12 protein-coding genes are annotated in these 12,400 nt (G+C 74.3%); 3 read left to right on the top strand and 9 right to left on the bottom strand.

What is annotated here, in order from left to right; genetic code table 11:
• Positions 1–121: 121 nt before the first annotated feature.
• Complete coding sequence (locus tag ACF06X_RS18010; protein ID WP_392288221.1) at positions 122–2,845, bottom strand: helicase-associated domain-containing protein; 2,724 nt, start codon at positions 2,843–2,845, stop codon at positions 122–124.
• A 63-nt stretch (positions 2,846–2,908) separates the two neighbouring features.
• On the opposite strand from ACF06X_RS18010, the gene ACF06X_RS18005 reads away from it, so the two are divergent.
• A complete protein-coding gene (locus ACF06X_RS18005) occupies positions 2,909–3,787 on the top strand; it encodes a hypothetical protein (RefSeq protein WP_392288220.1) in 879 nt (292 codons plus the stop codon).
• Between the two features lie 49 nt (positions 3,788–3,836).
• On the opposite strand, the gene ACF06X_RS18000 is transcribed toward ACF06X_RS18005, so the two are convergent.
• The 3 genes from ACF06X_RS18000 to ACF06X_RS17990 are packed head-to-tail and all read right to left on the bottom strand — an operon-like array spanning position 3,837 to position 6,744.
• Positions 3,837–4,649 (bottom strand): ABC transporter ATP-binding protein, encoded by an 813-nt coding sequence (locus ACF06X_RS18000; RefSeq protein WP_392288219.1) that lies wholly within the window; start codon positions 4,647–4,649, stop codon positions 3,837–3,839.
• Positions 4,646–5,743 carry a FecCD family ABC transporter permease gene (locus ACF06X_RS17995; RefSeq protein ID WP_392288218.1) on the bottom strand — a complete coding sequence of 366 codons (1,098 nt, stop codon included), beginning with the start codon at positions 5,741–5,743 and terminating at the stop codon, positions 4,646–4,648. Before ACF06X_RS17995 ends, ACF06X_RS18000 begins: the two co-directional genes overlap by 4 nt.
• Positions 5,740–6,744 (bottom strand): FecCD family ABC transporter permease, encoded by a 1,005-nt coding sequence (locus ACF06X_RS17990; protein ID WP_392288217.1) that lies wholly within the window; start codon positions 6,742–6,744, stop codon positions 5,740–5,742. The genes ACF06X_RS17995 and ACF06X_RS17990 overlap by 4 nt, the downstream gene beginning before the upstream one ends.
• A 140-nt stretch (positions 6,745–6,884) precedes the next feature.
• Between ACF06X_RS17990 and ACF06X_RS17985 the strand changes: the two genes are divergently transcribed.
• The gene (locus tag ACF06X_RS17985; protein WP_392288216.1) at positions 6,885–7,553 is read left to right on the top strand and encodes an HAD family hydrolase; all 669 of its coding nucleotides are present in this window, start codon (positions 6,885–6,887) and stop codon (positions 7,551–7,553) included.
• On the opposite strand, the gene ACF06X_RS17980 is transcribed toward ACF06X_RS17985, so the two are convergent.
• Complete coding sequence (locus ACF06X_RS17980; RefSeq protein WP_392288215.1) at positions 7,541–7,807, bottom strand: hypothetical protein; 267 nt, start codon at positions 7,805–7,807, stop codon at positions 7,541–7,543. The two genes, ACF06X_RS17985 and ACF06X_RS17980, sit on opposite strands and share 13 nt — an antisense overlap.
• Before the next feature lie 169 nt (positions 7,808–7,976).
• Between ACF06X_RS17980 and ACF06X_RS17975 the strand changes: the two genes are divergently transcribed.
• Complete coding sequence (locus ACF06X_RS17975) at positions 7,977–8,360, top strand: cold-shock protein (RefSeq protein ID WP_308354918.1); 384 nt, start codon at positions 7,977–7,979, stop codon at positions 8,358–8,360.
• Between the two features lie 16 nt (positions 8,361–8,376).
• Here the strand turns inward: ACF06X_RS17975 and ACF06X_RS17970 are convergent, their stop codons facing one another.
• The 4 genes from ACF06X_RS17970 to ACF06X_RS17955 form a co-directional block, all read right to left on the bottom strand.
• On the bottom strand, positions 8,377–9,240 hold the full coding sequence (locus ACF06X_RS17970) for a 1,4-dihydroxy-6-naphthoate synthase (protein ID WP_392288214.1): 864 nt from the start codon (positions 9,238–9,240) through the stop codon (positions 8,377–8,379).
• On the bottom strand, positions 9,237–10,064 hold the full coding sequence (locus ACF06X_RS17965) for a futalosine hydrolase (RefSeq protein ID WP_392288213.1): 828 nt from the start codon (positions 10,062–10,064) through the stop codon (positions 9,237–9,239). Before ACF06X_RS17965 ends, ACF06X_RS17970 begins: the two co-directional genes overlap by 4 nt.
• A gap of 7 nt (positions 10,065–10,071) precedes the next feature.
• Positions 10,072–10,551, bottom strand: coding sequence for a DUF2771 domain-containing protein (locus tag ACF06X_RS17960; protein WP_392288212.1), 480 nt, complete (start codon positions 10,549–10,551; stop codon positions 10,072–10,074).
• A gap of 130 nt (positions 10,552–10,681) precedes the next feature.
• Positions 10,682–12,049: an MFS transporter gene (locus ACF06X_RS17955; protein ID WP_392288211.1), complete on the bottom strand. Its 1,368-nt coding sequence runs from the start codon at positions 12,047–12,049 to the stop codon at positions 10,682–10,684.
• Positions 12,050–12,400 lie beyond the last annotated feature (351 nt).

Here is a 12,400-nt window from a genome sequence, read left to right as displayed (position 1 = left end):
GGAGTACGGGGTGGCGTGGCGCACGAGGATCCGCACGGTGGCCTGCGGGGGCGGGGCCGGGGCCGGGCCGGGGCGGGGGCGAGGGATGAGAGGTATGACGAACGACACCGTCGGGGGCGGCCTACCCCTGGTCGTCCGCCAGCTCCGCGACCCCGGTGATGCGGTGCAGCGGATACGTGCGGACCTCGTCCGCCGTGTGGTCGTAGCCCGTCACGAAACCGCCCTCCACCCGCACCGGCGCGATCACCCGCTGGCTGGCCGCGCCCTCCGCGTTGACGTAGCCGATCCAGACGGCCGAGCCGGTCATCGCCGCGGCCTGGACGGTCGCCAGGGTCTCGGCGGGCGAGGTGCGCGGCAGGCCGCCGTCGGCCGGCCGGGCGGTCTCGGGGCGTTCCTTCCGTACGGCCGTCGAGGCGAGGTCGCCGGCCCGGATCGCGCGGACCGCCGCGGCCAGCAGGGTCGTGTCGGGCGCGGGCGGGCCGTCGGGGACGGGGGCCGGCGCGGTCCTGGCGGGGGTGCGGACGGCGTCGGTACGGGTGACCAGGACGTCGCCCTCGGCCGACTCGGCGGCCGGGGCGTACCCCATCGCCCGCAGCCCGTCGAGGAGCGACGCCGGATCGGTCTGCGCGGCCAGGACCGTCGGCGCGAGGCGGCGCAGCCGCAGGGACGCGGACCGCTTGTCGGCCAGGATCTCGCCGAGGAGCGCGTCGTCGTCGCAACGCACGTACGCCGACGCGGCCCCGATCCGCAGATGGCCGTGTCTGCGCGCCACGTCGTCGATCAGGTACGCGAGGGGCTGCGGGACCGGCGTACGGGAGTGGGCGGTCAGGAAGTCGTGCAGGTCGGAGGCGGTGCTTCCGGCGTCGAGGGCGCGGCGGACCGAGCCGGGCGTAAACCGGAAGACGGTCGCGCCACCCTTCGATTCCACGTCCGCGAGCACCCCGAGCATGTCGGCGAGCGGTCGCTTGAGCGGGCCGGGTGCGACGGCCGTCAGGTCGGCCTGGAGCAGGACGTGGTCGACGGGCTCGGGGAGGAGCGGGGCGAGCAGGGTCGCGGCCCGGGAGGCGGCGACGGACAGCTCGACCCCGCCGCCGACGCCGGTGGGGGTGTCGGGCGCGGCCTCGGCGAGGGGCAGGTTGAGCAGCGCGCGGGCGGGGGAGGAGAGGGCGCCGCGGCCGGTGACGCCGAGCATCTCGGCCTCGGTGAGGGTCCAGACGGCGATCCGGGAGCGCAGGTCGGCGGAGGTGGTGGCGGTGGGGGCGCCGGTTCCGTAAGCGGCGCTTCGGCCGCCGCCGTAGCCGGTGGTGCCGGTGGCCCCGGAGGTGCCGGTTCCGTAGCCGCCACTCCGGCCGCCGCCGTAGCCCGTGGTGCCGGTGGTGCCGCCGGCTTCTGTGCCCGTACGGGCGGCGGACGCCTGGCCTTGGCCCTGGCCCGCGCGTCCCGCGGCGGTGCCTCGCAGCGGGCGCTCCCACCGCAGCCGGGCAAGGAGCGTCTCGGGGTCCGCCGCCGAGCCCGGCGGCAGCGTCGCCTGGAGGGTGAGCACCCGGCGCCGGACCTCCGGCGCCGCGCCCCGGTCCAGGTCGGGGCCCAGGGCGGACAGGGTGCGGCCCTTCGCGTCCTGGCCGCCGATCAGGCCGGGCGTACGGGTCGCGGTCAGCCAGGCCGTGACGAGACGGGCCCAGCGCTCGGCCGCCGGCAGGTCCAGCCAGTCGTCGTACGCCGGCGTCGGCGCGTACCGCTCGTCCGCCTCGCCGTCCGGGGCCAGCAGCCCCGCCCAGTAACAGAGTTCCAGCCAGAAGGCCGCGACCTGCTCCGTGACGTCGAGCGTGGCCGCGATCCGCTTGAGCTCCCGTACCGAGATCCCGCCCGCGCGCAGCACCGGCGGGCCGCCCCGGTCCCACGACTTCAGCAGTTCCTCGACGGTGGCGAGCGCGGTGTACGCCTGGCCCGCCGCCGCGCTGTCCACAACCTGTGGGCGGTACTCGCGCAGCACGGACAGGGCCGGCGGCCGCGGCTCCGGCGTCCGGTGCGCCCGCCCGCCGCGCAGGTGCAGCGCCGCCTCCCGGGGCAGCACCACGGTCCGCGTCGAGACCGGAAGCAGCAGGCCGCGGTCGCGCAGCCAGCGCACGGGCGGCGCCGGGTCCGCCGTGACCTCTCCGTACGGCGGGCCCCACACCAGCCGGTCGAGCACGGCCAGCGCATCCGATGGCGCCGTGTCCAGGAGCGCGCCCATCCGCTCGCGGTCGGTGAACAGCTCCGTCAGGGCCGCCACGGCGGAGACCGGGTCGTGCGTCGCGGGCAGCCCGGCGGCCGCGATGATCTCCTGGATCCGGCCCGGCGACATCCCGGCCGTGGCCTCGGCGACGGACGGCCCGAGGCCCGTCGGCGACGGGTGCTGCGGTGACGGCGCGAGCAGCTCCCGCGCGGTCCGCACCAGCCGCAGCCGGTCCTCCTCGCCCCAGACGAGCGCCTGCTCGCGCAGTGTCTCCACCGCGCGCGGCAGCGCCGCCTCGATGTCCGGGTCGCCGTCGTCGCCGGTGAGCAGGGCGAGGAGTACGGGGTACGGGGCGGGGTCCGGGGCCACCGCGAGCGCCTCGGCGGTCTGCAGCGTGAAGCGGTCGAGCCGCTCGAGCGCGCGCACCACGGAGGCGCGCGTACCGGCCCGGGTGGCGAGCTGGGTCAGGTCGTTGGGGACGGGGGAGAGCAGGTCCGGTCTGGCCCGCAGCAGCGCGGCGAGCCCCTCGTCACCCCGCGCGCGCAGCGCCTCCGCGAGCGTGCGCGGCGCAGTGGCAGCGCCAGTTCCTGCGGGCACGTGCGCCTCCCGAGCGAGCTCACCGATCCCCATCCGCCCCACGTTAGCCCCTGCGCGGGCGCTAACGTCGGGGCGTACCGGCTGTGGAGGGGCACTGTGGGGATCGAGAGCGACCAGTTGGTCTTCGACTATCTGAGCAGGGTCGGCGATCTGGCGCAGCAGCGGCACCTGTCGGCGAGCGCCCGGATGGGGCTCGTGTCGGCGCTGCGGGGCGAGATCGACCGGCGGCGCGCTACGGGGGGCGGGGAGGGTCCGACCGCCGTGCGCGGCATCCTCGACGAGCTGGGCACGCCGGACGAGGTGGTGGACCGCGCGTCGGGCGCGGCGTCGTCGGTGAGCGTGAAGACGCTGCCGGAGGTGCCGAAGCCCCGTCGGGAGGAGGCGTGGCCGACGCCGCCGCATCTGGCGGGGACGGACGAGGTCGGGGCGGCCGACACGGAACCGGACTGGTGGAGCACCGAGGTGCCGGGGTTCAGGGGCGGGGTGGAGATCCCGGAACTGCTGAAGCCGCCGCCGGGGGAGGAGGCGGACGAGGAGGAGGCGGAGGCGGAGGGGGAGGTCGCGCCGCGCCGGGGCTGGAAGCGGCTGCGGATCCGCAAGGCCGCCGCCCCGGAGGCGGGCGGTGGCCGCCGGTTCGGCCTCGGCAGCCCGTTCCTCCTGCTGGCCGCCCTCCTGCTGCTCGGCGGCGCCGTCTTCGGCAACCTGGTGGCCCTCGCGGCGGGCTGGCTCCTCGCCTACGCCTCACGCCGCCTCTCCCGCGCCGAGACCCGGTGGGCCGTCGTCATCCTCCCGGCCCTCGCGGCGACGGGCGGCGCGCTCTGGCTCTGGGGCCGCGTCGAACGGCGCTGGGGCGCGCCGATCGCGGAGGGCGGCGAGGCGATGGGCGCGGCGATCTCTGAGACCTGGCCCTGGACTCTGAAGGCAGCGGCCATCACCTCCGCCCTCTTCCTCCTCCTCCGCACCCGCAGGCGCTAACACCCCAGCAGGACCGTCCAAGCCCGCCCGGTGCGCGGGGGCCCAGGCCTCAGGCGGTCGCCTGCGCCGGGGCAGAGGCGTGCCAGGGGGCCGCTGGGATCACCAAGGGGGAGCCCGTCACCGGATCCGGGATCACGACCGAGTCCAGGCCGAAAACCTCCCGTACCAGCTCCGCCGTCACCACCTCCCCCGGCTCCCCCTCCGCCACCACCCGCCCCGCCTTCATCGCCACCAGGTGGTCCGCGTACCGCGCCGCCTGGTTCAGGTCGTGCAGGACGACGGCGACCGTACGGCCCCGCTCGTGGTTCAGCTGGCGCACCAGGTCGAGGACCTCCACCTGGTGCGAGATGTCCAGGTACGTCGTCGGCTCGTCCAGGAGCAGCAGGTCCGTCTCCTGCGCCAGCGCCATCGCGATCCAGACCCGCTGCCGCTGCCCGCCCGACAGCTCGTCCACCGGACGCTCCGCGAGCGCCGCCACGTCCGTGCGCTCCATCGCGTCCACGACCGCCCGCTCGTCCTCCCGCGACCACTGCTTCCACCACGCCTGGTGCGGCTGCCGCCCCCGCGACACCAGGTCCGCGACCGTGATCGCCTCCGGTGCGACCGGGGTCTGCGGCAGCAGGCCGATGGACTGCGCGATCCGCTTCGTCGGGATCTTCGCCAGCTCCTCGCCGTCGAGCAGCACCGCCCCGCCCCTGGGCTTCAGGAGCCGTCCGAGCGCCCGCAGCGTCGTCGACTTCCCGCACGCGTTCGGGCCGACGATGACCGTGACCTTGCCGTCCGGGACGGCGAGGTCGAGGCCGTGCACGACCGTACGGTCGTCGTAGGCGAGGGTCAGCTCGCGCGCGGTCAGCCTGCTCATGCTTTTCCTCCAGTGCGGCTGCGCACAATCAGCCAGATCAGATACGGGGCTCCGACCGCCGCCGTCAGGACGCCGACCGGCAGCTCGGCCGGCGAGAAGAGCCGCCGGGCCAGCAGGTCCGCCGCGACCACGACGAACGCGCCCATCAGGGCCGAGCACAGCAGCGGGATCTGCGCGGTACGGGTCATCCGGCGGGCGATCTGCGGAGCGAGCAGCGCCACGAAGTCGACCGGCCCCGCCACCCCCGTGGCGACGGACGCGAGCACGACACCGACGGCCACAAGCCCCAGCCGCACCCGGCCGAGCCGGACGCCGAGGGCCGTCGCCGTGTCGTCGTCCAGGGACACCGTCCGCTGCGCGCGGGCCGCCCACAGCAGGGCCGGCAGCATCAGGAGCAGCGTCCAGCGGATCGGCGCCGCCTCGTCCCAGCCGCGCCCGTTGAGCGAGCCCGTCATCCAGATCTGGGCCTGCTGGGCGACCAGGTAGTCGCCCTTGGTCATGAACAGGGTCATCAGCGACCGCAGCGCGATCGCGAACCCGATGCCGATCAGCACGAACCGGGTCGCGTGCAGCCCGCCGCGCCAGGCGAAGACGTACACGAGCGCGGCGGCGGCGATGCCGCCGAGGATCGAGAGGTACGGCAGGACGGTGTACGAGGTGAGGCCGAAGGCCATCGCGCCGACCGTCAGCGCCCCCGCGCCCTGGCTGATGCCGATGATGTCGGGGCTGGCGAGCGGGTTGCGGGCGACGGTCTGGATGAGCGCCCCGGCCACGCCGAACGCGGCGCCGACCATCAGCCCGACCGCGAGCCGCGGCATCCGCAGCTCCCCGACGATGAACGCGGCCCGCGCGTCCTGCCCGAGGAGCACCTTCAGGACCTCGCCCGGCGCGACGAACCTCTCGCCGACACAGAGGTACGCGACGCTCACCGCGGCCAGCACGAGGACAAGGCCCACGGCCACCGCGGCCGAGCGGCGATGCAGCAGGAAGGACCCGCCCCCGGCGCGGACGGCCTGATAGCCGGCCGGGCGTACAGAATTCGCCGACGCGGTCGCCGACGCAGTCGTCGACGCGGTCGTCGTCGCCGAGGTCATGCCGGCACCGCCTTCCGTCGCACCAGCGTCACCAGGAACGGCACGCCGATCAGCGCCGTCATCACGCCCGCCGGGACCTCGCCCGGCGGGAAGAGGATCCGGCCGATCACATCCGAGACCAGCAGCATCACCGGCCCGACGAGCGCCGCCATCGGCAGCACCCAGCGGTGGTCGCCGCCCACGATCGCCCGGGCGATGTGCGGGACCGCGAGGCCGACGAAGGCGATCGGCCCGGCCGCCGCCACGCCCGCGCCGGTCAGCACGGTGGCCCCCACCCCGCCCACGATCCGTACCGTCGCCACCCGCTGGCCGAGCCCCTTGGCCACGTCCTCGCCGAGGGCGAGCGCGTCCAGGCCCCGGGCCACCGACACCACCAGGACGGCGCCGATCAGCAGGAAGGGCCAGATCTGCTGGACGACCTCGGTGTCCCGCCCGTCGAGCGAGCCGATCTGCCAGAACCGGAACTCGTCGAGGGCCGCGGCCCTGGTCGTCAGGACGCCGGTCGTCACCGACAGCAGCAGCGCGTTGATCGCGGCGCCGCCGAGCGCCAGCTTCACGGGGGTCGCGCCGCCGCGCCCGCTGGAGGCGACCGCGTACACGGCGACCGAGGCGAGGGCGGCGCCCGCGAAGGCGAACCACACGTACCCCGAGAGCGTGTGCACCCCGGCGAAGGCGATGGCGCCGACCACGCCGACCGAGGCACCCTGGCTGATCCCGAGGATCCCGGGATCGGCGATGGGGTTACGGGTGATGCCCTGCAGGGCCGTGCCGGCCAAGGCCAGCGCGGCGCCGACCATGAGCCCGATGAGGGTCCGGGGCACCCGCAGCTGCCGTACGACCTGGGCGTCGTCGCTCAAGGCGCCGTGCAGCAGCGCGTCCAGGACGGTCGACGGGGCGATGGCGCGGGCGCCCACGGTGAGACTCAGCAGGATTGCGAGGAGGAGGGCGACGACGGCGGCGACGGTCGCGAGGACGCGTCTGGAACGGAAGGCGGCTGTCATCGAGACCCATCGGGAGGACGTGCTGGCGTACGTAGGTAGGTAGGTAGGTAAGGCTTGGCTTGGCTTGGCTTGGCTCAGTCTAAGCAGCGGTCTTCTCCGCCGACGGGGGCCCTTTCGAACGTCTGGGCACAATGGCCCGCATGACCTCTCTCACCGTCGGCTTCGACCTCGACATGACGCTCATCGACTCCCGGCCCGGCATCAAGGCCGCCTACCAGGCCTTCTCCGCCGAGACCGGTGTCGCGATCGACGCCGACCTCGCGGTCTCCCGGCTGGGCCCGCCGCTCCACCACGAGCTGGCGCACTGGTTCCCCGAGGAGGAGATCGCCGAGCGGGTCGTGCAGTACCGCGCGCTCTACGCCACCTACGCGATCACGCCGACGCTCGCGATGCCGGGCGCCAGGGATGCGATTCAAGCCGTTCGCGACGCGGGCGGCCGGGCGATCGTCGTCACCGCCAAGAACGGCCCGCACGCCGAGCTGCACCTCTCCCACCTCGGCATCGACCCCGACGCCGTCATCGGCGGCCTGTGGGCCGAGGGCAAGGCGGAGGCGCTGCGGGAGCACGGCGCGGGGGTGTACGTCGGCGACCACACCGGGGACGTACGGGGCGCCGCGGCGGCGGGCGCGCTGTCGGTGGCCGTGACGACCGGACCGTGCGACGCCGAGGAGCTGCGGGCGGCCGGAGCGGACGTCGTCCTGCCGGACCTGACAGGCTTCCGCACCTGGTGGGACGGATATCGAACCGCATTCCGGGCCGAGCACGGGGCCGAGAACCGGAGCGTCCTCGAAAAGAGCTACCGGGTCTGAGTCGCCGCCCGGGCCTGTCGCCGCTGGGCGCCGATCGAGCGGAGCACACCGGCGCCGGCGACCAGGAATCCGACGCCCATCAGCATGCACACCGCGTACGCGACCGGCGGGAACGGCTCCGCCCCGAGGAACAGCGGGGCGACGGTGACCAGAGTGGCCACCGCGCCGATGATGAAGACAATCGCACCGGCACGGACGAGACCGTCACCCGGAGCGGTGTCGTCCGAGGGGCCCGAAGGGGTTTCACTACGCATTCGGCCAGGGTAGTTCCCAGGCCGGAGGAACAAACCGGCGACGTCTTGTCACCAGCCCGAAGGCCATTAGCCTTGGTGCGGCGGGTCGGCGACCCGCTGGATCGCTCTCCAGCAGCTATCCGGAGCCGGGATCCCGGCGCACCCATCGAGTACGAAGACGAGGACAGACGTGCCTACCGGCAAGGTCAAATGGTTCAACAGCGAGAAGGGCTTCGGCTTTCTCTCCCGCGACGACGGCGGCGACGTCTTCGTCCACTCGTCGGTGCTCCCTGCCGGAGTCGACGCCCTCAAGCCCGGGCAGCGCGTGGAGTTCGGGGTGGTCGCGGGGCAGCGCGGCGACCAGGCGCTCTCGGTGACGGTTCTCGACCCGACCCCGTCCGTCGCCGCGGCGCAGCGCCGCAAGCCCGACGAACTGGCGTCCATCGTGCAGGACCTGACGACGCTCCTGGAGAACATCACCCCGATGCTGGAGCGCGGCCGCTACCCCGACAAGGCGCAGGGCGCGAAGATCGCGGGCCTGCTGCGGGCGGTCGCGGACCAGCTCGACGTGTAGCCCGGGGTCGTCGGGATCACGGGAAGGCCAGCGCGTCCGGGCCGAGGGGCGGTACGAGCCCCTCGGCCGCGGCGCGCGTGAGCAGCCCCCGGACCGCCGCGTAGCCGGCCTCGCCGAGGTCGGCGGTGAACTCGTTGACGTACAGGCCGATGTGCTGATCGGCCACCTTCGGGTCCATCTCCTGCGCGTGCTCCATGACGTACGGACGTGAGGCGACCGGGTCGTCCCAGGCCATCCGTACGGACGTGCGGGCCGCGTCGGCGATCCGCCGCAGGGTCTCCGCGCCCAGCGAGCGCTTGGCGATGATCGCGCCGAGCGGGATCGGCAGACCCGTGGTGTCCTCCCAGTGCGCGCCCATGTCGGCCAGCGCGTGCAGGTCGTACTCCTGATAGGTGAACCGGGCCTCGTGGATGACGAGCCCCGCGTCGACCTTGCCGTCCCGTACGGCGGGCATGATCTCGTGGAACGGCATCACGACGACGTTCCCGACCCCGCCCGGCAGGACGTCCGCCGTCCACAGCCGGAAGAGCAGATAGGCGGTCGAGCGCTCGCTCGGCACCGCCACCGTCTTCCCCGTCAGGTCCATTTCCGGCTCGCGGGTGAGGACGAGGGGGCCGCAGCCGCGGCCCAGGGCGCCGCCGCAGGGCAGCAGCGCGTACTGGTCGAGGACCCAGGGCAGCACGGCGTACGACACCTTCAGGACGTCGTACGGAGACGAGCCGCTCTCCGCCCAGCCGTTGGTGAGGTCGATGTCCGCGAAGGTCACGTCCAGGCGCGGCGCGCCCGGCACCCGGCCGTGGGCCCAGGCGTCGAAGACGAAGGTGTCGTTCGGGCAGGGCGAGTACGCGATCTTGAGCGTGGACGGCGGCGCAGGCGTCATGGGGCGGGCTCCACGAAGAGGGTGTGGCTGAGCAGCTGGAACGTGTACCGCAGCGAGTCCATGGCCTGGCCGATGCGCCAGGCGGCGCGGTCGCGCGGGCCGACGGCGTTGGAGACGGCGCGGATCTCGACCACCGGCACGCCGTACGCGGCGGCTGCCTCGGCCACCCCGAAGCCCTCCATGGCCTCGGCGGCGGCGCCGGGGTGACGCTTCGCCAGCTCGGCGGCGCGTTCGGCGGTGCCGGTCACGGTGGAGACGGTCAGGACGGGCCCGACGGCGTGGCTCTGGGCGCCTTCCTGGAGGACGCGGGAGATCCGCTCGGTGAGGCGCGCCGGCACGGGATGCGTGGACCGCCCGAAGCCGAGCTCCTCGACGGTGAGATAGGCGTCGGCGGTCCGCGCCCCGAGGTCGGCGGCGACGATCGTGTCGGAGACGACGACGGAGCCGAGCGGCGCGAGGGGCTGGAACCCGCCGGCGATCCCGGCGGAGACGACGAGGTCGTAGGGCGGCGTGCCGTGGGTGCCGTGGGTGCCGTGGGTGCCGTGGGGGGCGTCGGCGGGCCGGGAGGCGGCGGCCAGCGCGGTCGCGGTCGCGACGGCGACCGCCGCGGGGCCGACCCCGCCGACCAGGACGTCGACGACGGCACGCGCCTCGGGGCCCCGCGGCGCTCCGCCCGGCGGGGGCAGGGTGTCCGCGTGGCGGCGCAGCCGGAAACCGCCCGGCAGCGGGAACTCGCCCGATCCGGGCCCCTCGAAGGGGAGGCCGCGGGCGACGGAGTCGGCCTCCGCCGCCACGGCCGTCACGATCAGGATCCGGTGGGTCACCGGAGGATCAGGCGTCCTTCTTCAGCTGGAAGCTCCAGATGCCGGTGAGCTTCTTGCCGTCGGTCTCGACGAGGGTGACCTGGGTCTCGTTGGTCGCCTCGCCGGTCTGGCTGGAGAAGAAGGCGCTGGCCGGGATGGACCGGTACGTCTTCTTGTACGGCTCCGGCTCGGCGGCCTGGCCGCCGAGGAAGATGGTCCAGCCCTTCTCGGCGATCTCGGGGTCGACGCCGAAGCGGATCCTGTCGTCAGCGGAGACCGTGAGGGTCTGCTCGGCCTTCTTGTTGAGGCACTGCTGGATCTGCGACTCCTTGATGGCGGCGCCGTCGTTGTAGCAGACGGCCTCGGCGTGCACCGACTCCGTCCCGACCGTCAGGGTCGCGACCGGGGTCGGCTTGTCGCAGGCGGTGAGGACGAGGAGGCCGGCGGAGACGGCCCCGAGGGCGACGGCGGCCCGGCGGCGCGAGGCGGGGAAGAACGCAACGGTCATGGGCCGAGGCTATCGGGCGTGTCGAGCTCCGCCACGCGGGGGTGCGGCGCGCCGCGTTTTCCGCAGTTTGTGGCGGTCCTTCGCGGCGGTCCTTCGCGGCGGCGCACGCGGTCGCGGCCCGCAGGGTTTCTCACGCCGCCTCCGGTTTTGAATTGGTGCCCTTGCGGGCCGCCGAGAGGAGGCCGCGGACGGCGAGGAGGGCGCCCAGGCCCAGGATGCCCGCCGCCACCGACATGCCGAGGGTGCCGTTCAGGGGCAGGGCGATGCCGATCGCGCCGCCCACCACCCATGCCATCTGCAGCAGCGTCTCGGAGCGGGCGAACGCCGACGTGCGGACCACCTCCGGGACATCCCGTTGGATCAGGGCGTCCAGGGACAGCTTCGACAGCGCCTGTGTCAGGCCCGCCGTCGCCCCGAGGACCGCCACCATCAGCCCGCCGAAGAAGACCGCCGTGCAGGCGGCCGCCGTCAGCACGATCGTGATCATCGTGGCGATGATCACTTCCGGGCCGTGGCCCCGCTCCCGCAGCAGCGAGCCGACCGCCGTGCCGCACGCGTTTCCCACCCCCGCGCAGACGCCCACGATCGCCAGCGACAGGGCCGCGCTCTGCCCCGAGAGGGGATGCTCCCGCAGCAGGAACGCCAGGAAGAAGATCAGGAAGCCCGAGAGCATCCGCTGCGCCGCGTTCGCCTGCAGCCCGTGCAGCACGGCCGGGCCGACCGTCCGCAGGCTCGGCTTCTTCTCGCCGTGGGTGAGCAGGTGCACCCGGCGCTCGCCCTTCGCCGAGTCCACCTTGTGCGGCATCCGGAAGGCCCAGTACGCCCCCAGCAGGAACAGCGCGCACGCCCCGTACAGCGGGTATCCCGGCCCGACCTGTTGCAGCCCCGCGCCGATCGGCGCGGCGATCCCGGTGGCAAGCAGGCCCGCCAAGGTGACCCGGGAGTTCGCCTTGACCAGGGAGAAGCCCGGTGGCAGCAGCCGGGGCACGACCGCGCTGCGGACCACTCCGTACGCCTTGGACGCGACGAGCACCCCCAGAGCCGCCGGATACAGCTCCAGGCCGCCCGTGGCCACCGCCCCCGACATGGTGAGCGCGAGGACGGCCCGGGTCAGCATCGCCCCGGCCATCGCCGCGCGGCGCCCGTGCGGGATGCGGTCCAGGAGCGGGCCGACCACGGGGGCCAGCAGGGTGAACGGGGCCATGGTGATCGCCAGGTAGAGGGCGACCCGGCCGCGCGCCTCGTCCGTCGGTACGGAGAAGAAGACCGTGGACGCGAGCGCGACGGTGATCATGACATCGCCGGCGCCGTTCACGGCGTGCAGCTCGATCAGCTTGCCCAGACCCGACTCGCCCGCTCCATGGGCGTGCGTCGCCCTTCTGATGCCCCGCGCCGTGCCGGTGAACGGCAGGTGCAGGGCGCGGCCGACCGCCCGGCCCGCTCGGCTGAGCGGCCCGGCATGATCGTGGGATCGTGCGGACGACCGTGCGGCTGCCACCCCGTCATAGTGCCCCACACCTCTCCCTCACGAACCGTGGCGCGGCCCCGCGCGCCGCCGTGGGGCCGCCGCCGCGCTGTCGGCGGACCGCCGTCGGACCACCGCCGGACCACCGTCGGACGTCCGCGATACGGGCCACTTGGGACGGGCAGGTGGGCGGCGGGCGGCGGAGGGGGTAGCGTGCGTAGCGCGCCACCGGCGGAAGTTCTCGGCCGCGCGCCTCTTCGGCATCCCGCAGAATGGATGACGATAGGTGTGCCCGAGACACGCGAGACATGTCGGGTGCGGACGTCGATGCGGCCCCCCGGTCCGCTCCGCCCGCCGCCCGGTGATATCGCTCCCGCTCCTCGG

It is taken from the genome of Streptomyces sp. NPDC015346 (genome assembly GCF_043078785.1).
GTDB lineage: Bacteria > Actinomycetota > Actinomycetes > Streptomycetales > Streptomycetaceae > Streptomyces.
This window is presented reverse-complemented; position numbering and strand designations above follow the sequence as displayed.